Raw genomic sequence first — 25,640 nt, 5'->3', positions numbered from 1 at the left:
CGAGGCCGGACAGCCGCGAGAACGCCGTCCGAGACGGCTAGGCGAGGGCCGCTTCGTCGACGAGGGCGACTCTGACGTCGGTGGGGTCGTCGCCGGAGAGGGGGATGGCGAAGACCGCCGACCGCTCGCGTGCCCCGTAGACCACGAACCGCACGCCGTCCTCGTCCCACGTCTCCCGCACGTCGGAGGTGAGCTGGGCGGACGTCGAGCAGTACGCGGGGCTGCGGCGGAGCAGGTGCAGCGAGGTCTCCAGCGGGACGTGCCGGGGGGCCGGCACGGCGAGCGGGCGGCGCAGCCGTACCAGGAGGCGCCGCGACGGGGTGAGCCAGTAGCGGTCCAGCTCCGCCGAGAGGGCCAGCAGGGCCGCGACCTCCAGAGGTACGAGGGCCGCGAGCGGCGGGTGCGGCCCCGCCCCGATCGCCAGCAGACCGGCGGCGAGCAGGAGCCCGGCACGGGCGAAGGCACGCAGATCCACAGGGCGGGAGTGCGGGCCCAGGCAGCCGCACGACGCGGCGGGCGCGGCGACGTAGGCATAGGTCAGATAGGCGAGGAAACCGGCCGACAGCACCGCGGCGGCCACGCCGTCCAGGGGGTGTGCCGGTGGCAGGAGCAGCGCGGCGGCCACCGCGAGCTCGGCCAGTCCGGCGAGCCGGAGCGCCGGGACCGCGCGCGCCGCGCCGGTCAGCCGGGCCAGGGCGATCTGCCCGGCCTGCGCCCGCATCCGCCGGCTGAGCAGCTTCATCAGGCCTGCCCAGAGAAGGAAGAGGGCGATCACGTACGGCTGCGACGCGGCGATCCCGTGCATCTGCCGGCTCCTAATGTGGGGAGAAGACGGTTGCGATGTCGACTTCGTTCGTGTCGGGCCGCCAGGCGCCCAGGATCTGCACGTGCTGGCTCACTTTCAGCATCGACAGGTCCGCGGTCGGCGGCGACTCGGAATGGACGGCTACCGACTTGCCGGCCACCACGTGGCACAGCACCTCGTGCCCGTTGTGGTCCAGGTGGATGGTCTGGCCCTTGATGTTCTTGATGTGGCCCTTGATGTTGACGATGTTGAGCCACACCGACTCGGCGGCGAGCATCCCGTCCGGCATGCGCACGCCCCTGGCGTACAGGCCGTCACCCGGCTTGGCCTGGTCGAACCCGACCGGTCCCAGTTTCCATAGGCTCGTGCCGTCCACGACCCTGATGGTGTGGAACACCATGTTCGAGCCCAGGACGAGAAGCGTGTTGTCCTTGATCGAGCGGATCCGGCCCTCGGCGAAGTTGGGGTCGGGGGTGCCGGGCTCGATCTCGGGCGCCGCGGTGGCGAAGGCCGCGTCGGGGCCGAGCGAGCCGAGCGCGGTCGCGGCGACGACGCCGGCGCCCCCGCCGAGCACGGCGGACTTGAGCAGATCCCTTCTGCTGCGCATCGTCCGCCTCCTACGCCGTCGAGATCTCGGCCGGCCGCAGGCCGGTGGAGAGGCTGGCGATCTGGCTGTACGCGGCCGGCGTGAGGTCGATCAGCCGGTTGCTCGCGCAGGTCGCGCCGCAGCAGCTGCGCTCACCGCAGAACAGGTCGGTCTGCGGGCCGCAGTCGGCGATGGCGGTGACGACGCTGCTGCCGCTGCACAGCGCCGTGGTGCGGTGGCGGAAACCGCAGGTCCGGCGGGACAGGCCGACGCCGCAGCTGTCCGGGCGGGTGATCGCCCAGCAGGCGTCGGAGGTGTTGGGCCAGGCGTGCTGCAGGCTTCCCGAGTTGCAGGTGCCGCAGGCTCCCCTGCCGGTGCTGCTGCACGGTCCCCAGGCGGTGCCGCAGCAGAACCAGGAGACCTCTCCTTGGACGGGGCCGAGTAAGTCGGCGGGCGGGTCGGGTGACTTGGTACGCGCCATGCGCGTCCTCCTTGGGTGAGCTCTGGACGATCTCAGTGAAGGGTGAAGGTTTCCGACTCGATCTATGAGTACCATGTAAGGATTTTTCGTCAATGCCCGATCGAGGCGGTCCTGCTCACGCGTCCGGGCGGAAGCGGCGGGGCGGGGTGCGGTTGTCGAAGCGCAGGTGCGGCTGGGCCAGGCCCGAGTGCGGCGGCGTGCCCGGCGTGGCCGGGCCGAGGCGTTCGAAGACGGGAAAGCTCGCGGATCAGGCCGAGTAGATCGCGATGAGGCCGATGGTGACGCCCGCGAGCGAGACGGCGGTCAGCGCCCAGCCCCCGATCGCTGCCGCCCGCAGGTGACGGCGGGTGGCGCCGGAGGACCAGTACAGGACGACGTACGGCAGGAAGCCGATCCCGCCGCCGCACAAGAAGGGCAGGGTCAGCGCGCCGAGCACGCCGCGCGGCCCCGCCATCGCCGCCCGGTCGCCCTCGGGGGTGAGCTGAGCCGGTACCGTGTCGCCCGCCTCCAGGTCTGGCGGGGCGGAGACCGGAATCGCGCGGCCGCCGTCGTCGGGCGCGAACGTGCCGTCGCAGTCGTATCTGCCCCGGCCGAGGCGCTCGCACACGCCCACGGTGAGCGTGCCCGGCGTGCCGATGGCGCCCGCAGCCAGTTGGACGGCCGGCACCCACAGCGGGATCGGCACCAGGAACATGCCCGCCCACATCAACACGATCAGCACCTTGCCGATCCGCCCAGGGCCCCGGTTCCTGGAGACGGTGATCGCGGCCGGACGGTGGCCGGTGCCTTCCGCGCGGACGTGGCTCGTGCCGTACCGGCGATGCCTGTTCGTGCCTCCACGACGGCGTTTCCTCATGGCCCCACGATGGCGGCGGCGACTTGTACGCGACTTGTCATCGGCTCTACCGACCGTGACGGCCTAGCCGGCCGAACGCCGCAAGTCCAGCCGTACCCTGGCCAGCCAGGACCCCCAGCCGTCCTGCGGCTGGCTGTCCCCGAGGCGCAGGTAGAACGTACGGGCCTCACGGCGCACCTCGTTGAGGTCCAGCGTGCGTTGCGCGCGGTTGGACAGGTCGCGCACGTTGGCGCTCTCCTGCAGCACGGTCCGCCAGCTCTGGTTGTCGGCCGAGACCTGCACCAGGAACTGGTTGCCGATGTCCAGTGTCAGCGAACCCCCTGTCACCTGGGCCGGCAGCTCGAAACGGTAGATGGCGTGACTGGTGCCGTCGGTGAAACGGGCACGCCCGTCGTACACCTCGCCGTCGAGTTGAGACCCGTCCGCCTCCAAGAGCCACGGCGCCTCGGCGGGGGTGCCGGGCGTGAACTCCACGGTGTCGCCGATCACCGTGACCGTCACCTGCTCGCCGGCCGGCCCCTGGTCGGAGGCCGCGGCGAGCCGTATCGGACGGCTGCCCGGACCCGCCGTCGCCGGCACCGCCACCTGGAACGCCAGTGCCTGTGACGCGCCCGGCGCGATGGGCCCGAAGCCGGCGGCCGCCGGCTGGACGGTCCAGCCGGCAGGTCCGGTCGCGGTCAGCCGTCCGGTGGCGGGCCGGTCGGCGTGGTTGGACACGGTCACCGGGAGGGTCACGGTCTCCCCGGGAGAAGCGAATACCCCGGCGGCCTCGATGACCAGCGGCGAGGTGGCAGGTGACTCGTGGGCGAGCAGCTCGATCTCGGCCAGCGAGGCCGGCGATGCGCCGCCGGTGAACCTGATCCGGTAATGGGCGTACGCGCCCGGCTTGGCGATCTTGAACGGGCGGGTCTGCAGCCGCCACGGGAAGCTCTCGCCGGCCCGCTCGTCGAGCACCTTCCACGAGCTGCCGTCGGCGGAGCCTTCCAGGACCCAGCCGGTCGGATCCTCGGCCGGCCGGCCGGCGCCGGAGGTGAGAGTGTAGAAGCGCGCCTGCCGGTCGCCGGCGAAGGTGTACTGGACCCATTCGGGCAGGGTCGCCCGGGTGGCCGAGTCGTCGTCGAACAGCGCGCTCACATCGGCGCCGCCGGCCGCCGACGCCGTGCCGCGCCCCGGTCCGGTGGCGTCGCGCAGCGGCGTGGGGATCCGATCGTCGTCGGTGATCGAGAGCGGGGCGGCGTCCTTGCCGGTACCCCAGCGCGAAGGCTTCGGCCCCATCTCGAACACCAGCTCGCCGCCCTTGGCGATCAGGTCGTGCGGAAGGTACGTCTTCTCGTACGCCTTGCCGTTGACCTTCAACCCCTGCACGTAGACGTTGCGCGGGCTGTTGCCGTGTGCCTTGACCACCAGCTTCCCGCCGCCCTCCAGACGCACTGTCACCTTGCTGAACAGCGGTGAGCCGATCGCGTAGTAGGGACTGCCCATCTGCAGCGGGTAGAAGCCGAGTGCGCCGAAGACCTGCCAGGCCGACATCTCCCCGTTGTCCTCATCGCCCGGGTAGCCCTGGCCGATCTCGCTGCCCAGGTACAGCCGCGAGAGCGCCTCGCGCACCTTGGCCTGGGTCTTCCACGGCTGCCCCGCGTAGTCGTACATGTAGGCGATGTGGTGCGAGGGCTGGTTGCTGTGCCCGTACTGTCCCATCCGGACATCCCGGGCCTCCCGCATCTCGTGGATGATGCCCCCGTACGAGCCGGGGAACATCGCCGTCTCCGGGGTGGCGAAGAACGCGTCCAGCTTGGCCGCGAGCTTGTCCGCGCCGCCGTACAGGTTGGCCAGGCCGCGGCCGTCCTGCGGGACGTGGAAGGCCATGTTCCAGCCGTTGGTCTCGGTGTAGTCGAAGCCCCAGGTACGCGGGTCGTACGCGCCCGGCTTGCGGCGGAAGGATCCGTCGGCGTTCCTGCCCTGGAAGAAGCGCACCGCCGGGTCGAACATGTGCACGTAGTTGCGGGCCCGGTTCCGGAAGTACTCGTACTCCTCCAGGTAGCGGGCACGCTGCGCACCCGTGGACCGCTCGGCCAGAGCCCTGGCCATGTTGGCGATGCCGAAGTCGTTGATGTACCCGTCCATCGCCCACGACATCGCCTCATCCGTCGACTGGATGCTCGTGTACCCGAGGAAGACGGAGGAGGACAGGCCCTTGCGGCCCACATGACGGGTGGGCGGGGCGACCGTGGCGTTCTTGACCGCGGCCTGGTACGCGGTCGCGGCGTCGAAACCGGTCACCCCCTTCAGGTAGGCGTCGGCGAAGGCGACGTCGGAGCTCGTGCCGACCATCAGATCGGCGTAACCGGGCGAGGACCACCGGGCGATCCAGCCGCCGTCCTCGTACTGCCGCACGAACCCGTCGGCCATCTCCCCGGCCGCCCGCGGCGTGAGCAGCGCGTACGCGGGCCAGGTGGTGCGGTAGGTGTCCCAGAAGCCGTTGTTGACGTACACCTTCCCGTCCGCCACCTCGGTGCTGGGCGGGGTACCGGTGGACGACTGCACGGCGTGCTTGTACACCGGCGCGGCCGCGGTGCCGGTGTTCTCGAAGCCCGAGTTGGGATACAGGAACAGCCGGTACAGGTTGGAGTAGAGCGTGACCAGCTGATCCCGGCTCGCTCCCTCGACCTCGATGACGCCCAGCTTGGCGTCCCACGCCTGCCGCGCCCGCTCGCTGACCGTCTCCAGCGTGTCCGAGGCGCCGATCTCCAGCTCCAGGTTCCGCCTGGCCTGGTCCACGCTGATCAGCGAGGAGGCGATGCGCATGGCGACCGTGCGGGTCGCGCCGGCGTCGAAGGCCAGGTATCCCAGCACGTTGTCACGTCCCTGGCCGGTCAGGCTGCCGCCGCCGGTGACCGGACGGTCGAAGACGGCGTAGAAGAACATCCGCGTGGCCCCGGTGGACAGGCCGCTGCGCACGTCCGAATGGCCGGTCACCACGCCGCCGGACACGTCCAGGGTCAGGCCGCCGTTGTTGTCGACGTTGTCGAAGATCAGTTTGGCCGAGGAGCCGGGGAAGGTGAAGCGGGCGACCGCCGCGTGGTCCGCCGGGGCGATCTCGGTCTTGAGCCCGTTGTCGAAGGTGACCGCGTACAGATGCGGCTGCGCGACCTCCCGCTCGTGGCGGAAGGGCAGCGCGCGGGCGGCACGGGACGGGTCCGGCACCCCTTCGGCCGCCGAGGGCATGAACTGGAACGTCTGCCGGTCACCCATCCACGGGCTCGGCTCGTGGCTGGCGGTGAAGGCCTGGATCTCGGGCAGGTTGGCCGCGTTGTTGGCCCGGTGGTACTCGTAGAGCCAGCTCAGCGAGCCGGCATCGGTCATCGGCGTCCAGAAGGTGAACCCGTGCGGCACGGCGGTGGCCGGGAAATTGTTCCCCCGCGAGAACCCGCCCGTGGAATGCGTCCCCCGGGTGGTCACCACGTACTGCGAAGGTCCCGGCCTGTTCTGCCACGCCCGGCCGTCGTACGGCTGCCGCTTCCGTTCCGTGACGATCTTGATGTCGTCCACCCACCCGCGAAACCCTGCCGGTCCGGCGGGACCGTCGTAGGCCACCAGGATGCGGCTGATCCGCTTGCCCCTGGCCACCTCGCCGATCTGAGCGCGCTTGTAGTTCCACTGGTCGGCGTACAGGGTCTTGGACTCGCCCTGCGCTCGCGGCGCCAGCCGGACCCCGTGCTGGTCGACGGCCCTCAGATCGCTGAGGTACGTGCCGTCCCGGAAGGCCAGGTCCACCGAGACGTACGTGCTGGGATAACGCAGGTCGGCCGCGGTGAACTCGGGGAAGACGACGTAGGACAGCTCCGTCGCGGAGGTGACCGGGATGTCCACCTCGAACACCTTGTTGGTGGAGTGACCGCCGTCCTGCGCGGTGGTGCTGCCCGCGTACTGGAACGCTCGCAGCCCGGAGAAGCCGGCGCGCGGCTTGGAGACGAACCCGCCGTTCGGCCCGGCGCCCACCTGGCTGCGCATGTCGCCGGCCGGTCTCGGGCCGGTCTGCCCGTCCGACAGCTCCCACTCGGCCAGCTGCAGGATCGAGCCGCCGCCGATGCGGGTGATGGTCAGCCGGTAGTGGGCGTAGGCCGTCGTATTGGCGAAGCGGTACTCCTTGCGCTGCAGGCGCGCCGTGAACGTCTCGCCGGCCCGGGCGTCCAGGGTGGTCCAGTTCTGCCCGTCCTGCGAGCCCTGCAGGTGCCAGTCGCGCGGGTCACGCTCGGGCGCGTCGCCGGCGGAGGTCAGCGCGTAGTGCACGACCGCGACCGGGCCGGACAGGCCGTACTGCGCCCAGCCTGTGCTGGTGAACACCAGCCACTTGGTGTTCGCGTCACCGTCGGACAGGTTCTCCTTCACCTCGCCCGAGGCCGCGTACTCGCCGCTGGCGCTGACCTGGATGATCTTGTCCGAAATGCTGCCCTCGATGCCCCCGGGCAGGGTTCCGGTGATGTTCGCGGCCTTCTTGCGGCCCCGGGCGTCGGTCTCGGTGGTGTTGACCCACGTCGGCTGCGGATCACCCGGCTCGAAGGAGGAGGCGAAGGCCGTCCCCTCGGCCTGGGCCAGCATCTGCCCGTCCTGCGCCGCTCGCCGTACTTCGGCCGGGAGGGATCGTCGGTGAGGGTGCTTCATCGGGGGGAACCTTTCGTGCGTCAACCGGTACGGGGACTCGGCAGGCCCGCCATCAGCAACCGCCGGGCGAGGTCCGGCGGGCCCACGCCGAGTTCGTCAGTCCCGCTCACGCGTCCGGGCGGAAGCGGCGGGGCGGGGTGTGGATGTCGAAGCGCAGGTGCGGCTGGGCCAGGACCGAGTGCGGCGGCGTGCCCGGCGTGATCAGACCGAGGCGTTCGAAGACGGGAAAGCTCGCGGAGGCGGCGGCGAGATGGCGGGGGCGCATGACCGGGTGCCAGATGCTGTAGGTCCCTACCCTGCCGTCACGGCGCCGGTACCAGCCCAGGGTGGGATGGGTGAGCAGTTCCAGCCAGTCCGACTCGTCCGTGAAACCGTCCAGGAGGCCGAGCGGCCGGGGGAGCTCGGCCGCGTCGCAGGAGGCGTCCCCGGCATCGAGCAGCCAGTGTGCCGGCGTGCGGTCCCAGTCCGCCTCGATGCGGATGCGGTCACGGCGCCACGGCATGCCCCAAAGGTGCTGCGGGATCGCGACGACCGGGTGGTCGAGGCGGGTTCCGAAGAACCAGACGCCCGGCTTGCCGTACGCGGTGACGTAGGCCCGGTAGTTGATCTGACCGCAGTCGATGCTCACCTGCGGAAGGCATCGGAAGTGGAAGTCCCGGTCCTTGAAGGCGACCGCGGAGATCAGGGCATCGGGTCCGTCGCCGAAGGTCACCTTCATCGGGGCGAAGCCCTCGGGCAGGTGCCGGGCCAAGGCGTCGGCGTCCACCCGGTAGCTGACGATGGCGAAGTCGTCCAGGTCTGTCTGCGCGTGATACCAGCGCGGGCGCGGCTGGGGCGTTCCGGCGAAGCTCATGATTCGAACAGTAGGGTCAACGGGGCTCGGGGTGCAGGGTCGCCGTCCCGGTGACGGACACGCCCGTCTCCTCTCCCGGCCGGACCCCGGCCGGGCTGGGCACCCGGACCGGCACCGGGTCGGGCAGGCCGTCCACCGCCACGTGGACCATCGCGTCGTGGCCGTAGTAGCGGACGTCCACCACCGTGCCGCGCGTGCCGGGCTCGCCCAGCACGAGCTGTTCGGGCCTCAGCACGACCACGCCGCCGCCGTGCGCCGGGGCCGCCAGCGGGACGCGGCCGAGCGGGGTGCCGGCCGCGCCGCCCTCCGCCACGGCGGGCAGGAACACCGCCTCGCCGACGAATCCCGCCACCCACAGGTCGGCCGGCCGCTGGTAGACCTCCTCGGGCGTGCCGCACTGGGCGACCCTGCCCTCCCTGACCACGGCGACCAGGTCGGCGGTGGACAGGGCCTCCTGCTGGTCGTGGGTGACCAGCACTCCCGTGGCTCCCGTGGCCAGCAGCGCGGCGCGTACGTCGGCCCGCAGGCCCGCCCGCAGAGCGCTGTCGAGCGCGTTGAACGGCTCGTCCAGGAGCACCAGGTCGGGCGCGGGCGCCAGAGCGCGGGCGACGGCGACGCGCTGCTGCTGCCCGCCGGACAGCTCGTGTGGCATCCGCTGCCCGAACCCGGGCAGCCCGACCAGCTCCAGCATCTCGCCGGTACGGCGGCGCCGCTCCGCGCGGCTCGTACCGCTGACGCCGAAGGCCACGTTGGCCGCCACGCTGAGGTGCGGGAACAGCGCGCCCTCCTGCGGGACGATGCCGACGCGGCGCCGCTCCGGCGGCAGGTGCACCCCCGGCCCGCACACGACGCGGCCGCCGAGCTCCACGGCGCCGGCGTCGGCGCGCAGGAACCCGGCCACCACGCGCAGCAGCGTCGTCTTGCCGCAGCCCGACGGGCCGAGCACGGCGGCCAGCAGGCCCGCGGGGACGGAGAGGTCCAGGCCGTCGAGCACCCGCGCCGGCGGCTCGTAGCACTTCACCAGCCCGCCGATCTTCAGATCCGTCATGAGCGCCGCCTTCCGAGCAGGTACGAGGGGACGGCCGCGATCAGGATCAGCATGGCCGCGTACGGGGCCGCCGCGGCGTAGGAGGCGGTGGTCGTCTCGGCCCACAGCCGGGTGGCGAGGGTGTCCACACCGGTGGGCCGCAGCAGCAGCGTGGCGGGCAGCTCCTTCATGCACACCACGAACGTCAGGGCGGCCCCGGCCGCGATGCCCGGCGCGGCGAGCGGCACCGTGACCCGGCGCAGCACCCGCAGCGGCGGGTCGCCGAGCGAGCGGGCCACGTCCTCCAGCACCGGCGGCGACTGCAGCACGGCGGCGCGGGTGGCGGCCACGGCCACCGGCAGGAACAGCACCGCGTAGCAGAGCACGAGCAGCGGCAGCTCCTGGTAGAGCGGGTAGGCGTAGCGCACCGCGAGGAACACCATGGCCAGCGCCACGGTGATGCCGGGCACGGCGTGCCCGGCGTACGCGGCCTGCTCCAGCAGGTGGATGACGCGACCGCGGTGGCGGGCGGCGAGAATGCCGACGGGCAGGGCGCAGGCCGTGGTCAGCGCGGCGCCGAGGGCGGCCACGGCGAGCGTGGTTCCGGACATCTCCAGCAGCCTGCCCGGCTCCCAGGCGCCCGACCTGCCGGCCGTCAGCCAGTAGCCCAGCATGGCCAGCGGGAAGAGCACACCGGCCGCGGCCACTGCGGAGCACCAGCCGAGCGCGGCCCACCGCAGCCGGCCGAGCCGCGCGCGAGGGGCGGGCCGGGCGCTGCCCCCGCCGGTACGCGAGTGGCGCGCCCGGCCGCGGGTGCGCGCCTCTGCCGCGACGAGCAGCACGGTCATCACCACCAGCACGCAGCCGAGCGCGGCGGCCGGGGTGCGGTCGAAGCTCGCCCGGTAAGAGGTGAAGATCGCCCGGGTGAACGTCTCGTACCTCATGATCGAGACGGCGCCGAAGTCGGACAGCACGTAGAGCGCGACGAGCAGCCCGCCGCCCGCCGCGGCCGGGCGCACCTGCGGGAGCGTGACGCGCCAGAACGTGCGCAGCGGGCCGTGCCCGAGTGAGCGGGCCGCCTCCTCCTGCGCCGGGTCGATGCCGCCCAGCGTCGCCGCCACCGGCAGGTAGACGTACGGGTAGCTGACCAGCGTCAGGGTGATCGCCGCGCCCGCGAAGCCGGCCAGGCGGTTGGTGGAGATCCATGCGAACGCCGCGACGTAGCTGGGCACGGCGAGCGGCAACGTGGCCAGCACGGACCAGGCCCGGGCCCCCGGCAGCGCGGTCCGCACGGTCAGCCAGGCCAGCGAGACGCCCAGCAGCAGGCAGGCGGCGACGACCACGGCGGCGAGCCCGAGGCTGCGGGCCAGCAGCTCGAGGGTGCGACCGGTGGCGACGAGCCGCCAGGCGTGTGCGGGGCCGTGTTCCAGCGCCCGCACGCCCAGGTAGACCAGCGGCAGCAGGGCGAGCGCCGCCGCGACGCAGGCCCAGCCGACCAGGAGCGGCGGCGGCCTGCGCCCGGCATCGGGGGAGGGCCTGTTCGCGGGCACGCCGGGTCAGACCATCCCGGCTTCCTGGAGCATGACCAGGGTCTCCTGGAGGGAGCTGAGCTTGCTGAGGTCGATCTTCGGCGCGTCGATGGACTCCAGCGGCGGCAGGCCCTCGACCTTGCTGGTGACGCCGGCGGCCAGCGGGTATTCCTTGGTCGTGTCGGCGAAGTAGGTCTGCGCCTCGGCCGACAGCAGGTAGTCGACCGCCTTGCCGGCCGCGGCGGCCTGGTCGGCGCCCTTGATGACGCCGACGCCGGCCACGTTGACGAGCGCGCCTGGGTCGCCGTTGGCCGGGAAGTGCAGCTTGGCGGTCATCTTGCCGGGGCCGACCTCGGCGGCCTTCTCGAACCAGTAGTAGTGGTTGATCAGGCCGAGGGCGATCTCGCCGGAGTCGACGGCGTCGAGGATGGCGCCGTTCTTCTCGTACACCTTGGGGTCGTTGGCCTTGAAGTCCCGCAGCCACTTGCGGGTGGCGTCGTCGCCGTCCAGGACGCGCATGCCGGTGACGAACGCCTGGAAGGAGGCGTTCGTCGGAGCGTAGCCCACCTTGCCCTTCCACTCCGGCTTGGTGAGCTCGCGAACGCCGGCGGGAGCCTTGGCGACCTTGTCCGGGTTGTAGGCGATGACCCGGGCCCGGCCCGACAGCCCGACCCAGGTGCCGTCCTCGGCGCGGTAGGCCTGGCCGACCTTGTCCAGCGACTGCTGGGGCAGCGCCTCCAGGCGGCCCTGCTGGGAGAGCGCGCCGAGCGCGCCCGCGTCCTGCGACAGGAACAGGTCGGCCTGCGTCTTGTCACCCTCCTCCAGCAACTGCGCGGCGAGCTCGGCACTGTCGCCGTAGCGGACCTCGACCTTGCTTCCGGTAGATCGTTCCAGCTTCTGGAGCAGCGGAGCGATCAGTTTCTCGTCGCGTCCGGAGTAGACGACGAGGGTCGGGGTCTGCGGGGCCGCCGTGGCGGTGGATCCGGCGTCCGCCTGCGTGCCTTGGTCGCCGCACGCGGCTGTGAGCGTGGCGAGGAGTGCGGCGGCCGCGAGTGTGGCGAGCCGGCTGATGGTGGTGGCCATGACGTGCCTTCCTAGGTCTTGCGAGGACCCCATGATTAGGTATGCCTAACCTAAGCGTCAATGGCTGTGGCCAATACGAGACCGGACTTGACCTGGTTCGATGTGCCGTTGGTCAAGGATGACGAAGTCTTCGCCATCGGTCACCACGGCCCGGACGCGGTCCCGGGTCAGACGCCTTTCACCGCGTACGTCACCAGCGTCGTGAGCACTTCCTTGACCGAATCGCGCTCGCGCACGTCGCACAGCACGATCGGGGTGGACTCGTTCAGCCCGAGCGCCCGCCGCACCTTGGCCGGGTCGTAGCGGCGGGCGCCCTCGAAGCAGTTCACGCCGACCACGAACGGGATGCCGCGCTGCTCGAAGTAGTCCACCGCGGGGAAGCAGTCCTGCAGGCGGCGGGTGTCGGCCAGCACGACGGCGCCGAGCGCGCCGAGGGCCAGCTCGTCCCACATGAACCAGAACCGGTCCTGCCCGGGGGTGCCGAACAGATAGAGCCACAGCCCCTGGCGGATGGTGATGCGGCCGAAATCCAGCGCCACAGTGGTAGTGGTCTTGGCCTCCACTCCCGAGATGTCGTCCACCCCGATGCCTCGCTCGCTCAGCAGCTCCTCGGTGTGCAGCGGCCGGATCTCGCTGATCGTTCCGACCATGGTCGTCTTGCCGACGCCGAAGCCCCCCGCGATGAGGATCTTGATGGCCAGGGCCGAGGCGACCGCGGTCGCACCCGGCTCAGAGGCTGCGTAGTCCATCCAGCACTTCCCTGTAGATGCGTTCGTCGATCGTCTGGGCCGCGGGGCGCGGGCGCTCGATGGTGATCAGGCCCTCGCGCCGCAGGTCGCCCAGGATCACCCGGGTGATGTTGAGCGGCAGCCTGAGGTGCGCGGCGACATCCGCCACGGGCGTGGGCCTCCGGCACACTGAGAGCACGGTGCGATGCTCCGGGATCAGGTCCGCGGGCTGGTAGGAGCCGCCGACCGTCGTGACGATGGCCACCAGGTCGAAGGTCTCGCCCTGCGGGCGCGCCCTGCCCCCGGTCAGCCCGAACAGCCTGATCAGCGGCCCCGGATCCTCCCCGGTCACGGTCTCGCGCCGTTCCAGGCGGGTGCCGGTGCTGCCCCCCTCGGCTGCGCGGTGAGGTGCTCGCCGACCCGCTTGACCAGGAGCGCCATCTCGTACGTGACCATACCGAGCTCGGCGTCGCCGGAGGCGAGCACGGCCAGCCGGGCGCCCTGGCCGGCCGCGGTGACGAACAGGAAGCCGCCCTCCATCTCGATGATCGTCTGCCGTACGCCGCCCAGGCCGAAATGCCGCCCCGCGCCCATGGCGAGGCTGTGGCTGCCGGCGGAGATGGCGGACAGGTGCTCGGCGTCCTCCCGGGTCAGCTCCCGGGAGCCGCCCATGGCCAGCCCGTCGGCGGACAGCACGATGGCGTGCCGGATGCCGGGGACGCGCGTGGTGAGGTCGTCGAGTAGCCAGCTCAGTTCACTTCTGGGGTCGGGCATCGGGATGGTCGTCCTTTCCGTTCCGAGCGTCATGTCCCTGCTCCGCCTGGTGGCGGCCTTGCTGCCAGCCGCGTTGCATGGACGACATGAGCTGGGCGAGTTCCTCCGGCGAGCGGACCGAGACCGCGCGCCGCTCCGCGCGCCGGGCGGCACGCAGCTGGGGAGCCATGTTGGTCTGCGGCACCCGCATCGGCAGCCCGTCCAGGTCCTCGTCCGCCTCCTGGGCCGGCACCGTGACGCTCCACTCGGTGGGCGGGCCGGAGGGCATGGCGGATCCGGGAACCGGCCTGGTGATCGGCCCGGTCCCCGATTCGGGTGTCGGCCTGGGCCGCCGTGCGGGGCCGGCCTCGAACCAGGTCGCCCGCTCGGGCTCAGCGGCGCGGGCGGGCGCGTCCGGCCAGCCGTCCAGAGCGGACGGGCGCCCGCGGTCACTCCAGGCCTCCGCCTCGCTCGCGGTCTCCGGATCGAGGGACGGGAAGGGCTCCGGGGCGAGCGATGGTAAGGGCTCCGGGGCGATGGCCACCCCGCTGGGCCGGGTCTCGGCGGGCGCCGTGCCGAGCGCGCGCAAGGGCCTGCCCGCTCGGGCCGCGGCCTGGTCCACCGCGGCGGGCGGGGACTCGGTATTGGCGAGCAGCGCGGAGGGCAGCAGCACGATCGCGGTGGTCCCGTCGTACGGCGAGCGGCGCAGTGCGATCTTGATGTTGTGCCGGGCCGCGAGCCTGGACACCACGAACAGGCCGAGCCGGTCGCTGTCGGCCAGGTCGAACTCCGGCGGGTCGGCCAGCCGGGCGTTGATCTCGTCGAGGGTGGCCTGGTTCAGCCCCAGCCCCCGGTCCTCCACCTCGAGCGCGAAGCCGTTGGCCGCCGTCATGCTGCGGATGTGCACGGTCGTGTCGGGCGGGGAGAAGACGGTGGCGTTCTCCACCAGCTCGGCGATCAGGTGGATCACGTCGGTGACCGCGGCGCCGACCAGCAGCGGGGCGTTCGGCATCGGCGCGACGATGACGCGGGTGTAGTCCTCGACCTCCAGCACGGCCGCGCGTACCACGTCGAACAGCGGCACCGGGTCGCGCCAGCGGCGCGCCGGGGCGGAGTCGGACAGGATGATCAGGTTCTCCGCGTGCCGCCGCATGCGGGTGGTCAGGTGGTCGAGCTTGAACAGGTCCTCCAGGACCCCCGGGTCATCCACCCGGCGCTCCATGGTGTCCAGCAGCGCGAGCTGGCGGTGGAGCAGCGCCTGGTTGCGCCAGGCCAGGTTGAGGAAGACCTGGCCGACGCCCTTGCGCAGGGTCGCCTGGCCCACCGCGGCCTCGACCGCCGTGCGGCGTACCGCGGAGAGCGCGTTCACCACGCGATCGACCTCGGCGGTGTCGGCCGGATCGAGGCCGGGGGCCTCGGTGGCAGGGTCCACGTCGTCGCCGCGGCGCAGACGCTCGACCAGCCGGGGCAGCCGCACCTCGGCCAGCTCCGCCGCCGACGCCTGCAGCCGCTTGAGCTCGTTGATCAGCGAGCTGCCGAACCGGTACGACAGCGCCACCGACAAGACCACCGCGGCCAGGCCCAGGACCAGGACCAGCCCGATCCGCCAGTACGCCCCGGCCTTCTGCGCAGCCGTCTGCGCCGCGGCGCGGTCGAGCTCCTGCTGTGTGTCGAGGTAGATCACGCCGAGCATGGAGTCGGCGTCGCTCTTCCACTGGGCGGGGTCGACAGGCGGCGGGCCACCGGTGGTGTCCCAGTTGAACAGCCGGTCCTCCACTTCCAGCAGCCGTTTGTACGGGGTGCCGTTGACCAGCTTGTTGAATTGCACCCGCAGTTCGGGGCCCACGTCGCGCTCGGCGTTGGCGAAGACGGTCCTGCGGCTGTTGAACGCGGCGATGAACGCGGCCCGGTCGGTGGGGGTCATCTTGCGGTTCACGATCGTGCTGGTGATCACGGCGTGCTCCCGGCCCAGGTATTCCGCCGTGGCCTGGTAGGCGGCCATGCCGCGTACCGAGCGGAAGGCCGAGACGTCGCTCAGGGCGTCGCGGTCGTCGAACTGCTTGTTGGCGACGCTGATCAGGTTGTTGTACGCGTCGATGATCTTCCGCGGCGGGGACAAGATCCCCGCGTCGGCGGACTCGCGCAGCGACCGCAGCCCGTCGAGCGCCTGCACCAGCGCCCGCACCTGGGCCGGCGTCTCCGCGCCCTCCGCGTCGACGTCAAGGGATCCGATGACCTGGCGCAGCCGCTCGGCCTTGGCGTCGGTGACTCGCCGCTGATGGGTCAGCGGCACGGATTCCGCGGTCCCACGCGGTGCCTCCGCCGAAACCTGGCGCTCCCGCTGTAACTCGCCGATCAGCTGCAGCACCGGCGACCCGATGGCCTCCCAACGGTCCTGCGCCTGGGAGACCGTGACGATCTCCTCCACACTGGAATAGGCGATGAATCCCCACAAAGCGACCATGGAGACCAGCGGAAGCAGGAGGATCCTGAGCAGCTTGGTACGGATCGGCGGGGGCGAGCTCATCCATCATGTCCAATTCCGCGCGTGGTGATGCGCCGCTGGGCAGTCGTGTACTGGTACCGGCCCCCGAGGACGCCCGCCACGACTGGTGCTGTGGTCCGTCCACTATGCCGATGGGGCACATGGACTTCAAGGTACGGATGCGAAGAAACATCACGAATGGCGGGTTGACTCTTTGTCAGCACACGGTTCGTAACCGTAATCGCGGGAGTTTCACAGGCGGTGACGACCGTCGCGGTCTGGCGGAGGTTGATGTCACCGACCTGCGGGTTCTGATCAGTGACTGGCGTCGTCCTTGGAGCCCCCGGATGGGCAGGTCACCAGGTCCAGATCCCCACCCGTACCGGCACGCCGGGGGAGGCGTGCACGACGGGAGGCCGGTCCGGGGCGGGAAGGCCGGCGCTCTGCAGCAGGTCCTGGTCCAGGCGAATCAGGCGGGCGTGGTGGAGCGGCCAGGGAGGGTGCTCGACCTCGGCGGCGGCGAGCCGGTTCGCCCTGAGGGTGAACAGCCGGTAGCGGGCGGTCAGGAAGTGCGACAGTTCGTCACGTTCGCTCGCCGTCAGAGGAGTTCCCATCTTCGTCTCCGCGTCGCAACGGGAGCCGCGGGGTCCCGGCCAGCGTCGGCGGCACCGGTATCGCGTGAAAGGGCCGTCGCCGTGCACCGACATGTCCGACCAGAAATAGGGAAGCCCATAGCCGGCACGGCCGCCGAGCACGGCGGGAAGGTGCCCGGCGTCCAGCGACAGGAACCAGATCCCGCTGCGCCCGCGGGCATCGCGTACGTAAGTCCGCAGATTGGTCTCCGGGAACCGGGACAGGTAGGGGAGGGCGGGCGTGCAGGGCGCTCGCACGCCTTCCATGAGAAAGGGCGTCAACCCGATCCAGGCGTCCCCGTCGTGGCGCTCGACCGTGAGGAAATCCGGCACCAAGGACTGCACGAGAGCGACGGGATACCGCCAGTGAATGAAGGTCATTTTCGACCAGTGGTGGTACATCACCGGCCAGGTGACGCGGGGCGACGACGGAGCTCGCACCCTTCGCTCCTGCCCCGCCGCGGCCGCGGCATTCAAGGCCCGCACCGTCTAACCGTGGCGCCACTCGCCTGAGTCGAGCGCTCCGCCGGCCTGCGGTCCCATCAGCCCGAGGCCGCCGTCGACGAACAACGTCGCTCCGGTGATGTAGGAGGCGGCGGGACCGGCCAGGAACGCCAGGACGGCGGCGACCTCGCGAGCGTCGCCCGCCCTGGCGATCGGATACCCCGGCCTGCTGCCCATCTGCGGTGGCCGGTCTTCCTGCCCGGTCATGGGCGTGGCGATCTCGCCGGGGGCCACGGTGTTGACGGTGATGCCGTACTCGGCCAGCTCCAGAGCCAGAACCCGGCTGAACATCCGCAGCCCGCCCTTGGCCGCGCAGTACGGCCCCGCCCCCACCTTGGGAAACTCCTCATGCACGCTGGTGACATTGATGATCCGGCCGCCCCTGCCGGAGTCGACCATGCGCCGGGCGGCTCGTTGCGCACACAGGAACGGCCCATCGAGGTCGACGGCGAGGACATCCCGCCAGCGCCGGTAGTCCATGTCAAGGACGGGCTCGGCGGTGCCGGTGCCCGCGTTGTTGACCAGCACACCGAGGCCGCCCAGTTCCTCGGCAAGCTCGTCCACGACATATGCCGCCCCCTCCGGGTCGGTCAGATCGTGGCGCCGCACCGCCGCCGCCTTCCCCATTCCCTTCACCAGGTCCGCGGAGTCCTCTGCGCTCTTCTCGTCGGTGTGGAAGGTGATGCCGACGTCGAAGCCCTGCTCGGCCAGTGCCACGGCGGTGGCCTTGCCGATTCCGGAGTTCGCTCCCGTGACGATGGCGACCCGGTCGTATCCCTTACTCATGATCTCTCCTCGTCATGACGGCACGTTTCCTTCCCCCCTGCCCTGTGATGCCGTGACGTCGCCACCACGCGGCAAGCGGTTTGCGCCGCCGCCGCGCCGCTCACGCATGACGTGAGGCGTGCCGGGCAGTAGGTGCTTTCGGGCGCGAAGAGTGTTCGAAAACGCCTGGCCGGCGGCGGTCGCGATCATGTTGACCAGACGCCGGATTGAGGGGGCCAGGATGAGTGACCAGTTCGAGGACACGGCCGAGCGGCCGGTCGAGCGGGGAGGCAGCGAAGAAGCGGCGCGTACCCCTGTGACTCCGGCTGAGGAGGAGTCGTCGAGGCGTCCAGCGGATGTCACACCCGATGCCACCCCGGACTTCGACGAGAGCGATGTACCCTTTGGAGCCGACCTGGATGAGTTCGACGCGGCCTTCATGAGGAGTAAGGAACTGAACCCGGACGACTTCGAGTAGCCGCCACGGCGTCCACGGGGGTCGTTGAACGGCAGGCCCTGCCGCTCAACGGGAAGCGCGCCAGCTCCTGCTCTTCCCTGGTCATGGCTCGTCCTTCCTCATTCCGGTTCCACCCGCATGGCGGACTCCTCGGCGGTGTAGCCGCCGCCGTCGGGGCCGAGCTCTCTGGCCACTTCGTCCGGCTCGGCATCGGTGTGGGCGCCCTCGTCCGGGGCGACCAGCCGGCCGGCTCTGCGCGGGTCGTCCCAGACCGCGCCGGAGGGCTCCTCCGGCTGCGCCTGCCAGTCGGGGTCCACCCCGTCGCCGGGCTCGAACTCGGTGTCGAGGTCGGAGCCGACCCCGAGTCCGCTGTCCTGGGTCAGGGCGGGCTCTTCCGCAGTGCTCTCCTCAGGTGCGGTGACCGGCTCGTCCTCACCGTAAAGCGGCTGCTCCTCCGGCAGCTCTCGGCCGAGGCGGCTGTCCAGAGGTTCTCCCTGGATCTGCTCGTCGGTCGTGGTCCCGTACTCGTCCACGGCCGTCGGATGGTCGGCGGGAAGCGGCGCCTCCTGGGGATCGACCGCCCACTGCTGTTCCGGCGTGCCGTCCTGGAGGTCCGGGATCCCCTCGTCCTCGAACCGCGAGCGCGGGTCGTGCTCGGGTGTGTGCTGGCTCATCATGTCCCCCTTCCGTTACTGGGCATCTGGGCCAGCTACCCCCGATGGCCGCAACGTCACCAGTTCGCCACCCGACCCGGGTACGCGCGGTGGCGGCCACATCCAAGCCGGGCGGCTCCGGCCCGCCGCGCAGGTCGAGGGCCACTTGCGCGTCGGCATCGCCACTCCCGACCGTCGCAGACCCCGGCGTGCCTACCCTGCAAGGAGGCGGAGTGACGGGCACGGCGCTCGCCGGAGGACGGCCGGTTTCGTGGCCGAGCGGCGGGTAGCGGGACGGATGAGTTCCAATGCGACGAAAGGCAAGCCATGACGTTGACCATGGGCCGCGGACCGCTGTCAACGACGCCTCCCGCTACGACGAACTACGTGATCAACGGACCCGGCCACCGGCTGCTCTTCCAGGACTTCCCGCGGCGGGTGCGCGCGGTGTTCGGCGGAGAAACGGTGGCCGACACCCGCGAGGGCAAGCTCCTGCACGAAACCGGCTCGCTGCCACAGCTGTACGTCCCGGAAAAGGACCTGCGCATCGAACTGCTCGAGCCCAGCGAGCACGCCCCGACCTGCCCGTTCAAGGGCCAGGCCACCTACTGGTCGATCCGCGCCGCCGGCCGTACGGCGGAGAACGCGGCGTGGGCCTACGGCGCCCTGGAGTGGATGCGCGGCTACGCCGGGATCTCCTGGGAGGCCATGGACGCCTGGTACGACGAGGCCGAAGAGGTCCACGGCCAACTGCGGGACCCGTATCACCGGGTGGACGTCCGCGCCTCCAACCGCCGCGTCCGCGTCCGCCTCGACGGCCGGATCATCGCCGACACCGGCGCGCCGAGGGTGCTGTCGGAGACCGGGCTGCCCAACCGGCTCTACATCCCCCCACGTGACGTCCGCCTGGAGGTGCTGGAACCCAGTCCGACCCGGGCCGTCTGCCCGTACAAGGGCGAGGCCGTCTACTGGTCGCTGCGCCTGGGAGACGAGCGCCTGGTGGACGTCGCCTGGTCCTATCCCGACCCGCTGGAGGACGCGATGAAGGCGGCGGGATACCTGTGCTTCGCCCACGACCGGCTGACGATCGAGGAACTGCCTTACTGACGGCCAGGCGACGGGCGGGCGAGTGAGGATGGGAAAGGATGAGCATGACCAGCGGCGAGTACTGGCCCTATGGCTTCGGCCCGATGGACGATCTCCTGGCCCGGTTCTTCGGCTTCGGCCGGCCGGGGTTCGCCCGGCGGGTGGACCTCGGCCGCCTGCTGAGCGAGGACGCGATCGAATTGCTGCGGACCGCGGCGGAGCGCGCGACCTCGTGGGGGGCGGACTATCTCGACACCGAGCACCTGCTGTGGGCGGCCACCCGGATGGAGGCGACCCGAGGGCCGCTGGAGCAGGCCGGGGCCGATCCGGCGGCGATCGCCCGCGCGGTGGAGGAGGCGGCTGAGCAGCGCGAGCCGCGCGAGGGACCGATACCGCTCGCCCCCGCGGCCAAGCGGGCGTTGCTGGACGCCCGGCAGCTGGCGCACGCCACGGGAGCGTCGTACATCGGGGCGCCTCACTTGGTCCTGGCCCTGTCGGCCAACCCGCAGTCGATGGCCGGCCGGCTGTTGAGCGGCTCGCGCGTCACCCCGCAGTCGCTGGGCGCGGAGGCCGAACCGGTCCCCGGTCGCCGGCCGCCCAGCAGCACCCCGACGCTCGACCAGTACGGCGACGACCTCACCGCCAGGGCCCGCGAAGGCGGCATCGACCCGGTGATCGGGCGGGACGACGAGATCGCCCAGGCGGTGGAGGTGCTGTCGAGGCGGACCAAGAACAACCCCGCACTGCTCGGCGAGCCGGGCGTCGGCAAGACCGCGATCGTCGAGGGACTGGCGCAGCGCATCGTGGACGGCGAGGTGCCGGAGACGCTCAAGAACAAGCGCGTGATCCAGGTGGACCTGCCCGGGATGGTGGCCGGGACGAAGTTCCGGGGTGAGTTCGAGGAGCGCCTGACCAAGGTCATGGAGGAGATCCGCGCGCACGCCGAGGAGCTCATCATCTTCATCGACGAGCTGCACACGGTCGTGGGCGCGGGCGGCGCCGAGGGCGCCATCGACGCCTCGAACATGCTCAAACCGGCCCTGGCCCGCGGCGAGCTCCACGTGATCGGCGCGACCACGCTGAACGAGTACCGCTGGCACGTGGAAAAGGACGCCGCGCTGGAACGGCGCTTCCAGCCCATCCTGATCCCCGAGCCGGGCGTCGCCGACACCATCGAGATCCTGCGTGGGCTCCGCGACCGGTACGAGGCCCACCACCAGGTCAAGTTCACCGACGACGCGCTGGTCGCGGCGGCGGAGCTGGCCGACCGCTACATCTCCAGCCGGTTCCTGCCCGACAAGGCCATCGACCTGATGGACCAGGCGGGAGCCCGGGTGGCGCTGCGTTCCAAGACCACCCCGAAGGACACCCGCGAGCTGGAGCAGCGCCTCGACCAGTGCCGGCGCGAGAAGGACCAGGCGGTGGCAAGTGAGCACTACGAGCGGGCCCGCGAGCTGCGCGACGAGATCGCCGAGCTCGAGCAGCGGATCGAGCAGGCGCGCGGCGGTCGCCGGGGCGTGCCGGAGGTCACCCCGAACGAGATCGCCGAGGTGGTCTCCCGCGCCACCGGCATCCCCGTGGCCCAGCTCACCCAGGAGGAGAAGGACCGGCTGCTGGCGCTCGAGGAGCACCTGCACCAGCGCGTGGTCGGCCAGGACGAGGCGGTGGCGGCGGTCGCCGAGGCCGTGCGCCGCTCCCGCGCCGGGCTGAGCGACCCGAACCGGCCGATCGGCTCCTTCCTGTTCCTCGGGCCCACCGGCGTGGGCAAGACCGAGCTCGCCCGGGCGCTGGCCGAGACGCTGTTCGGCGAGCAGGACCGGATGATCCGGCTGGACATGAGCGAGTTCCAGGAGCGGCACACCGTCTCGCGCCTGGTCGGGGCGCCACCCGGCTACGTGGGGTACGAGGAGGCCGGTCAGCTCACCGAGCAGGTGCGGCGCAAGCCGTACTCGGTGGTCTTGCTGGACGAGATCGAGAAGGCCCATCCGGACGTGTTCAACGTGCTGCTGCAGGTGCTGGACGACGGGCGGCTGACCGATGCGCAGGGCCGTACGGTGGATTTCAGGAACACCGTGCTGATCATGACGTCCAACATCGGCGCCGACCTCATCATGGGTCATCCCGGAGAGGACGCCGGCGGGCTGCGCGGCCGGCTCATGCGGCTGCTGCAGCAGCGGTTCAGGCCGGAGTTCCTCAACCGCGTCGATGAGACCATCATCTTCCACCGGCTGGGCGCCGAGCAGTTGCGGCAGATCACGGTCCTGCTGCTGGAGGACACCCGGCGGCGGCTGCATGCCCAGGACGTCACCCTGGAGGTCGACCCCGCGGCCGTCGACTGGCTGGCCCACGAGGGCTACCAGCCGCACTTCGGCGCCCGGCCACTGCGCCGCACCATCCAGCGCAAGCTCGACAACACCCTGTCGCGGCTGCTGCTGGACGGCACGCTCAAACCGGGCCAGCGGGCGCACGTCGGCGTGCGGGACGGTGATCTGGCGATCACGGTTCTCGATCAGGGGACGCAGCCGAGTCCGGAGATCGAGCCGGACGTCCTGACCAGTCCCGAGGCGCGCCTGGACCGGGAACAGCCGCCCGAGACCGGGCCCTACCTCTGATCGGACGGCCCGTGCCTGGTAGCCGCCTGACCGGGTAGGCGTATGGGGTCCGACGCCGAGGGGGTGGCCGTGATGCGCAGGGCCGAGCCGCACGAGCCGTATGACGAGCCGGACCTGCTGGGACAGTACCTGGGTCAGATCGGCAGGACGCGGTTGCTCACCGCCGAGCAGGAGGTGGAGCTCGCCAAGCGCATCGAGGCGGGAGCGTACGCCCGCCACCTCCTCGACGAGGGCAGGGCCGACGAGGAACTGGAGGCGGTCGCGGCGGACGGCGAGGCGGCCAAGGATCACATGCTGCGGGCGAACCTCCGCCTGGTGGTGTCGGTCGCCAAGAAGTACTACCACCGCGGCTGGCCGCTGCTGGACCTCATCCAGGAGGGCAACCTCGGACTGATTCGGGCGGTGGAGAAGTTCGACCACACCAAGGGCTACAAGTTCTCCACCTATGCGATGTGGTGGATCCGGCAGTTCATCGATCGCGGACTGGCCGACAAGAGCCGCGCCGTACGCCTGCCCATCCACGTCGTCGAGCAGGTCTCCAAGGTCAACCGGCTGGAACGCGAGCTGGAGGTCCGGCTGGGGCGCGAGCCGGCCGACGCGGAGCTCGCGGAGGCGGCCGAGCTGACCCTTGAGGGACTCGCGCGGCTGCGTGCGCTGAGCCGCGACGTCGTCAGCCTGGACACCCCGCTGGGAGGCGAGGAGGACACCCGGATCGGCGACCTGATCGCCGACGCACAGGTCTCGCCGGTGTCGGAGGTGATGGAGCACCGGGCGCTCGCCGAGGAAGTGCGCGCCCTGGTCGACCGCCTGCCGGAAAGGGAGGCCCTCGTCATCACGCTGCGCTACGGGCTGAACGACGGCAGGACGCACACGTACCAGGAGATCGGTGACCGGCTCGGGGTGACCCGCGAGCGGGTACGCCAGCTCGAACAGCGCGCCCTGCGCTCGCTGCGCCGTCCCGAGCAGGTGGAACCCCTGCTGGACTGGGCGAGCTGATCGGCCCCTCACCGCGACGGCGCGCACAGGCCGGGGCTCAGCGGGTCTCGCACAGCCAGTCGACCGGGGCTCAGCGGAGCTCGCTCCATCCAGTCGACCGGGAGCTCAGCGGGTCTCGCGCAGCCAGTCGAGCAGCGACGTGCGGGCGGGATTCCAGCCGAGGAGCCGCCTGGTCTTGGCCGAGGAGACGTCCTGGTCCCGGGTGAACAGGTCGGCGAGGCCGCCCAGCTCGGCCCTGGCCTCGGCGAGGGGCCAGGACTCGGCACGGCCTCCGCCGAGGACGGCGGCGATCGCGTCCAGGCGCACGGTCTCGCTCATGCCGTGCCAGACCGTGCCCGGCGCGGCCCGGCCGGCCACGGCGAGGTACAGGCCGGCGAGGTCCTCCACGTGCACGACGGGCCAGCGCACTCCCGGCTCGCCGATGTAGAGGCCGGTGCCGCGCTCGGCGGCCTTGCGGGCCAGGAGGCCGGGGACGATGCCGGCGCCGTTGCCGTACACCATGCCGGGCCTGATCACCTGGCCCCCTGCGGCGAGGACGCGCCGCTCGGCCTCCGCTCGCCAGGCCACGATCGGGTGGGGGTCGGGCGCGCTGTCCTCGTCCACCGGTCCGCCGCCCAGCACGGCGGCGCCGGTCGTGTGGACGACCGGGACGCCGGCGGCGATAAGGGCGTCCACCCCGGCCAGGTCGGCCTGCTCGCCGAGCGGCGGACCGGCGTGCACCACGCGGTCGAACCCCTGGGCGGCGCGCGTCAGCGAGGCCGGATCGGTGAGGTCCCCCTCGACCGGCAGGCGTCCCTTCGCCGGGGCCCGGCCGTCCGGCCGCCGCAGGACGGCGACCGCGTGCCCGGCCCGCTCGAAGGCGGCCGTCACGGCCGAGCCGATGTGGCCGGTGGCGCCGATGATCAGGACTTTCATGCGATCTCCTTCTTGACACCGGTCTGCGCGGCGCGCTCGATGGCCGCGATCAGCCGGTGGTGGCGGGCGGCGGTGCGGAAGCCGGGGTGCGGGTCGCGGCCTTCACCGATCGCCCGGGCGAGGTCCCGGTAGAGGGCCGCGATGTTCGCGGCGGGGCCGTCGGCCGGGTGGAAGGGAACGGTCCGGTACGTCTCGGGCACGTCCACCCGCTCTGCGCCGACGTGGATGTCCCAGTCGGTCCAGTGCAGGTAGCTCCCCGGCCGGGCGGGGGTGACGGTCAGCGCGCCCTCGGAGCCGACGAGCTTGACGAAGAACCCGTCGGGGGCGCCGCCGGCGCCGTGCACGGCGACGGACGCGGTGGCGCCGCCGTCCAGCGTCCCGTGGAGCAGGACCTGGTTCGGCACCCCGTTGGCGATCGTCTGGCCGGTCCCGGCGACCTCGACCCGGTCGTACAGCCGGGGCAGCCGCGCCGCCACCTCCACCAGGCTTCCCACCATGCGCTCCAGCGTGGCCAGGAAGTGCCCGGCCATGATCGTCAGGACCGAGGTGCCGCCGGCGGGATCGGCGCCCCACGCGAGCTCCGGCGCGATGGCGGCACCGCCGAGGGAGCCGCCCGAGGCGACCATGATGGCCGACTCCAGCCGTCCGATCCGGCCGCCGGCCACCAGGTCCGCGACGAAGCGGGCGTCCGGTGAGTGGTAGCCCTGCAGGACCACGGCGTTCGCCACCCGGGCGGCCGAGGCGGCCGAGGCCAGCTCGTCCGCCTCTGCCGGGTCCACGGTCAGCGGCCATTCGGAGAGCACGTGCTTGCCCGCCTCCAGCGCGGCCCTGATCACTTTCGCGTGCCGCGGCGCCCGTACCGACACCACGACGAGGTCCACGTCGCGATGGGCGATCAGGGCCCCCGCGTCGCCGAACGCGAGCGGCACGTCGAAGGCGGCGGCGACCCGGTCCGCGCTCGCCTGGTTGGTCGTCGCGACCGCGGTGACCTGGAACTCGGCCAACCCCGCCAGCGCCGGCAGATGCGACACGCTCGCCCAGCCGCTCGCGCCGACGATTCCTATTTTGATCACGTGGTCCGCCCTCCAGTTTTATACCGGTCGGTATGAAACTAGGGGAGGCGCGGCGTGGATTCAAGAGGTAACGTACCGATAGGTAAAAAACGCGGAGGT

General features: G+C 71.6%; 23 protein-coding genes. 5 read left to right on the top strand and 18 right to left on the bottom strand.

Going from position 1 to position 25,640, the window contains the following annotated elements; all coding sequences use genetic code 11:
- Positions 1 to 37: 37 nt before the first annotated feature.
- From EJK15_RS01470 to EJK15_RS01405, 14 genes are all read right to left on the bottom strand, one after another.
- Positions 38 to 805: a MauE/DoxX family redox-associated membrane protein gene (locus EJK15_RS01470; protein WP_138708502.1), complete on the bottom strand. Its 768-nt coding sequence runs from the start codon at positions 803 to 805 to the stop codon at positions 38 to 40.
- Between the two features lie 10 nt (positions 806 to 815).
- Positions 816 to 1,412, bottom strand: a complete 597-nt coding sequence (locus EJK15_RS01465; RefSeq protein ID WP_138708501.1) for a cell wall protein — start codon at positions 1,410 to 1,412, stop codon at positions 816 to 818.
- A 10-nt stretch (positions 1,413 to 1,422) separates the two neighbouring features.
- Positions 1,423 to 1,872: an RlpA-like double-psi beta-barrel domain-containing protein gene (locus tag EJK15_RS01460; protein ID WP_138708500.1), complete on the bottom strand. Its 450-nt coding sequence runs from the start codon at positions 1,870 to 1,872 to the stop codon at positions 1,423 to 1,425.
- Between the two features lie 247 nt (positions 1,873 to 2,119).
- Positions 2,120 to 2,728, bottom strand: a complete 609-nt coding sequence (locus EJK15_RS01455) for a hypothetical protein (RefSeq protein WP_240776695.1) — start codon at positions 2,726 to 2,728, stop codon at positions 2,120 to 2,122.
- A 63-nt stretch (positions 2,729 to 2,791) separates the two neighbouring features.
- Positions 2,792 to 7,390, bottom strand: a complete 4,599-nt coding sequence (locus EJK15_RS01450; RefSeq protein WP_138708499.1) for a GH92 family glycosyl hydrolase — start codon at positions 7,388 to 7,390, stop codon at positions 2,792 to 2,794.
- A 106-nt stretch (positions 7,391 to 7,496) separates the two neighbouring features.
- A complete protein-coding gene (locus EJK15_RS01445) occupies positions 7,497 to 8,243 on the bottom strand; it encodes a DUF2071 domain-containing protein (RefSeq protein ID WP_138708498.1) in 747 nt (248 codons plus the stop codon).
- Between the two features lie 16 nt (positions 8,244 to 8,259).
- Positions 8,260 to 9,291: an ABC transporter ATP-binding protein gene (locus EJK15_RS01440; RefSeq protein WP_138708497.1), complete on the bottom strand. Its 1,032-nt coding sequence runs from the start codon at positions 9,289 to 9,291 to the stop codon at positions 8,260 to 8,262.
- On the bottom strand, positions 9,288 to 10,820 hold the full coding sequence (locus EJK15_RS01435; RefSeq protein WP_138708496.1) for an ABC transporter permease: 1,533 nt from the start codon (positions 10,818 to 10,820) through the stop codon (positions 9,288 to 9,290). The genes EJK15_RS01440 and EJK15_RS01435 overlap by 4 nt, the downstream gene beginning before the upstream one ends.
- 6 nt (positions 10,821 to 10,826) lie before the next feature.
- Positions 10,827 to 11,882 carry an iron ABC transporter substrate-binding protein gene (locus EJK15_RS01430; protein ID WP_138708495.1) on the bottom strand — a complete coding sequence of 352 codons (1,056 nt, stop codon included), beginning with the start codon at positions 11,880 to 11,882 and terminating at the stop codon, positions 10,827 to 10,829.
- Between the two features lie 167 nt (positions 11,883 to 12,049).
- Positions 12,050 to 12,631 carry a GTP-binding protein gene (locus EJK15_RS01425; RefSeq protein WP_138708494.1) on the bottom strand — a complete coding sequence of 194 codons (582 nt, stop codon included), beginning with the start codon at positions 12,629 to 12,631 and terminating at the stop codon, positions 12,050 to 12,052.
- Positions 12,612 to 12,962: a DUF742 domain-containing protein gene (locus EJK15_RS01420; RefSeq protein ID WP_206060592.1), complete on the bottom strand. Its 351-nt coding sequence runs from the start codon at positions 12,960 to 12,962 to the stop codon at positions 12,612 to 12,614. The genes EJK15_RS01425 and EJK15_RS01420 overlap by 20 nt, the downstream gene beginning before the upstream one ends.
- A complete protein-coding gene (locus EJK15_RS01415) occupies positions 12,959 to 13,384 on the bottom strand; it encodes a roadblock/LC7 domain-containing protein (protein ID WP_138708492.1) in 426 nt (141 codons plus the stop codon). The genes EJK15_RS01420 and EJK15_RS01415 overlap by 4 nt, the downstream gene beginning before the upstream one ends.
- The gene (locus tag EJK15_RS01410) at positions 13,365 to 15,890 is read right to left on the bottom strand and encodes a sensor histidine kinase (protein WP_138708491.1); all 2,526 of its coding nucleotides are present in this window, start codon (positions 15,888 to 15,890) and stop codon (positions 13,365 to 13,367) included. Before EJK15_RS01410 ends, EJK15_RS01415 begins: the two co-directional genes overlap by 20 nt.
- A gap of 314 nt (positions 15,891 to 16,204) precedes the next feature.
- Complete coding sequence (locus tag EJK15_RS01405; RefSeq protein ID WP_240776694.1) at positions 16,205 to 16,825, bottom strand: YqjF family protein; 621 nt, start codon at positions 16,823 to 16,825, stop codon at positions 16,205 to 16,207.
- 25 nt (positions 16,826 to 16,850) lie between these two features.
- Here EJK15_RS01405 and EJK15_RS76105 point away from each other — a divergent pair, with 25 nt between their 5' ends.
- Entirely contained in the window at positions 16,851 to 16,973 is a 123-nt protein-coding gene (locus EJK15_RS76105; RefSeq protein WP_276615345.1) for a hypothetical protein, read from the top strand.
- On the opposite strand, the gene EJK15_RS01400 is transcribed toward EJK15_RS76105, so the two are convergent.
- Positions 16,970 to 17,770: an SDR family oxidoreductase gene (locus tag EJK15_RS01400; RefSeq protein WP_138708489.1), complete on the bottom strand. Its 801-nt coding sequence runs from the start codon at positions 17,768 to 17,770 to the stop codon at positions 16,970 to 16,972. The two genes, EJK15_RS76105 and EJK15_RS01400, sit on opposite strands and share 4 nt — an antisense overlap.
- Positions 17,771 to 17,990: 220 nt before the next feature.
- Between EJK15_RS01400 and EJK15_RS01395 the strand changes: the two genes are divergently transcribed.
- Positions 17,991 to 18,227 (top strand): hypothetical protein, encoded by a 237-nt coding sequence (locus EJK15_RS01395; RefSeq protein ID WP_138708488.1) that lies wholly within the window; start codon positions 17,991 to 17,993, stop codon positions 18,225 to 18,227.
- A 98-nt stretch (positions 18,228 to 18,325) separates the two neighbouring features.
- Here EJK15_RS01395 and EJK15_RS01390 read toward each other — a convergent pair whose 3' ends face one another.
- Positions 18,326 to 18,883 carry a DUF5709 domain-containing protein gene (locus EJK15_RS01390; RefSeq protein ID WP_138708487.1) on the bottom strand — a complete coding sequence of 186 codons (558 nt, stop codon included), beginning with the start codon at positions 18,881 to 18,883 and terminating at the stop codon, positions 18,326 to 18,328.
- 363 nt (positions 18,884 to 19,246) lie between these two features.
- Between EJK15_RS01390 and EJK15_RS01385 the strand changes: the two genes are divergently transcribed.
- Genes EJK15_RS01385 through EJK15_RS01375 form a run of 3 tightly spaced genes read left to right on the top strand, consistent with a single transcriptional unit; the run spans position 19,247 to position 23,553 of the window.
- Complete coding sequence (locus EJK15_RS01385; protein WP_240776693.1) at positions 19,247 to 19,966, top strand: DUF427 domain-containing protein; 720 nt, start codon at positions 19,247 to 19,249, stop codon at positions 19,964 to 19,966.
- Positions 19,967 to 20,010: 44 nt separating this feature from the next.
- Positions 20,011 to 22,557, top strand: coding sequence for an ATP-dependent Clp protease ATP-binding subunit (locus EJK15_RS01380; RefSeq protein ID WP_138708543.1), 2,547 nt, complete (start codon positions 20,011 to 20,013; stop codon positions 22,555 to 22,557).
- Positions 22,558 to 22,599: 42 nt separating this feature from the next.
- Positions 22,600 to 23,553: a sigma-70 family RNA polymerase sigma factor gene (locus EJK15_RS01375; RefSeq protein ID WP_138708485.1), complete on the top strand. Its 954-nt coding sequence runs from the start codon at positions 22,600 to 22,602 to the stop codon at positions 23,551 to 23,553.
- 105 nt (positions 23,554 to 23,658) lie between these two features.
- On the opposite strand, the gene EJK15_RS01370 is transcribed toward EJK15_RS01375, so the two are convergent.
- Both EJK15_RS01370 and EJK15_RS76100 read right to left on the bottom strand, forming a co-directional pair.
- The gene (locus tag EJK15_RS01370; protein WP_138708484.1) at positions 23,659 to 24,468 is read right to left on the bottom strand and encodes an NAD-dependent epimerase/dehydratase family protein; all 810 of its coding nucleotides are present in this window, start codon (positions 24,466 to 24,468) and stop codon (positions 23,659 to 23,661) included.
- Positions 24,465 to 25,541 carry a Gfo/Idh/MocA family protein gene (locus EJK15_RS76100; protein ID WP_138708483.1) on the bottom strand — a complete coding sequence of 359 codons (1,077 nt, stop codon included), beginning with the start codon at positions 25,539 to 25,541 and terminating at the stop codon, positions 24,465 to 24,467. The genes EJK15_RS01370 and EJK15_RS76100 overlap by 4 nt, the downstream gene beginning before the upstream one ends.
- Between the last annotated feature and the right edge of the window lie 99 nt (positions 25,542 to 25,640).

Origin of the sequence: Nonomuraea basaltis (assembly GCF_005893125.1) — a bacterium.
In the GTDB taxonomy this organism is placed as follows: domain Bacteria; phylum Actinomycetota; class Actinomycetes; order Streptosporangiales; family Streptosporangiaceae; genus Nonomuraea; species Nonomuraea basaltis.
Note: the sequence above shows the minus strand (reverse complement) of the source record. Positions and strands in the feature narration are given on the sequence as shown.

Coding starts and splice junctions, on each gene's coding strand:
- EJK15_RS01380 (WP_138708543.1), top strand. CDS start 20,011: ATGACCAGCGGCGAGTACTGGCCCTATGGCTTCGGCCCGATGGACGAT.
- EJK15_RS01375 (WP_138708485.1), top strand. CDS start 22,600: ATGGGGTCCGACGCCGAGGGGGTGGCCGTGATGCGCAGGGCCGAGCCG.
- EJK15_RS01450 (WP_138708499.1), bottom strand. CDS start 7,390: ATGAAGCACCCTCACCGACGATCCCTCCCGGCCGAAGTACGGCGAGCG.
- EJK15_RS01390 (WP_138708487.1), bottom strand. CDS start 18,883: ATGATGAGCCAGCACACACCCGAGCACGACCCGCGCTCGCGGTTCGAG.
- EJK15_RS01470 (WP_138708502.1), bottom strand. CDS start 805: ATGCACGGGATCGCCGCGTCGCAGCCGTACGTGATCGCCCTCTTCCTT.
- EJK15_RS76105 (WP_276615345.1), top strand. CDS start 16,851: ATGAAGGTCATTTTCGACCAGTGGTGGTACATCACCGGCCAGGTGACG.
- EJK15_RS01460 (WP_138708500.1), bottom strand. CDS start 1,872: ATGGCGCGTACCAAGTCACCCGACCCGCCCGCCGACTTACTCGGCCCC.
- EJK15_RS01445 (WP_138708498.1), bottom strand. CDS start 8,243: ATGAGCTTCGCCGGAACGCCCCAGCCGCGCCCGCGCTGGTATCACGCG.
- EJK15_RS01430 (WP_138708495.1), bottom strand. CDS start 11,882: ATGGCCACCACCATCAGCCGGCTCGCCACACTCGCGGCCGCCGCACTC.
- EJK15_RS01455 (WP_240776695.1), bottom strand. CDS start 2,728: ATGAGGAAACGCCGTCGTGGAGGCACGAACAGGCATCGCCGGTACGGC.
- EJK15_RS01410 (WP_138708491.1), bottom strand. CDS start 15,890: ATGAGCTCGCCCCCGCCGATCCGTACCAAGCTGCTCAGGATCCTCCTG.
- EJK15_RS01400 (WP_138708489.1), bottom strand. CDS start 17,770: ATGAGTAAGGGATACGACCGGGTCGCCATCGTCACGGGAGCGAACTCC.
- EJK15_RS01465 (WP_138708501.1), bottom strand. CDS start 1,412: ATGCGCAGCAGAAGGGATCTGCTCAAGTCCGCCGTGCTCGGCGGGGGC.
- EJK15_RS01395 (WP_138708488.1), top strand. CDS start 17,991: ATGAGTGACCAGTTCGAGGACACGGCCGAGCGGCCGGTCGAGCGGGGA.
- EJK15_RS01425 (WP_138708494.1), bottom strand. CDS start 12,631: ATGGACTACGCAGCCTCTGAGCCGGGTGCGACCGCGGTCGCCTCGGCC.
- EJK15_RS01415 (WP_138708492.1), bottom strand. CDS start 13,384: ATGCCCGACCCCAGAAGTGAACTGAGCTGGCTACTCGACGACCTCACC.
- EJK15_RS01440 (WP_138708497.1), bottom strand. CDS start 9,291: ATGACGGATCTGAAGATCGGCGGGCTGGTGAAGTGCTACGAGCCGCCG.
- EJK15_RS01370 (WP_138708484.1), bottom strand. CDS start 24,468: ATGAAAGTCCTGATCATCGGCGCCACCGGCCACATCGGCTCGGCCGTG.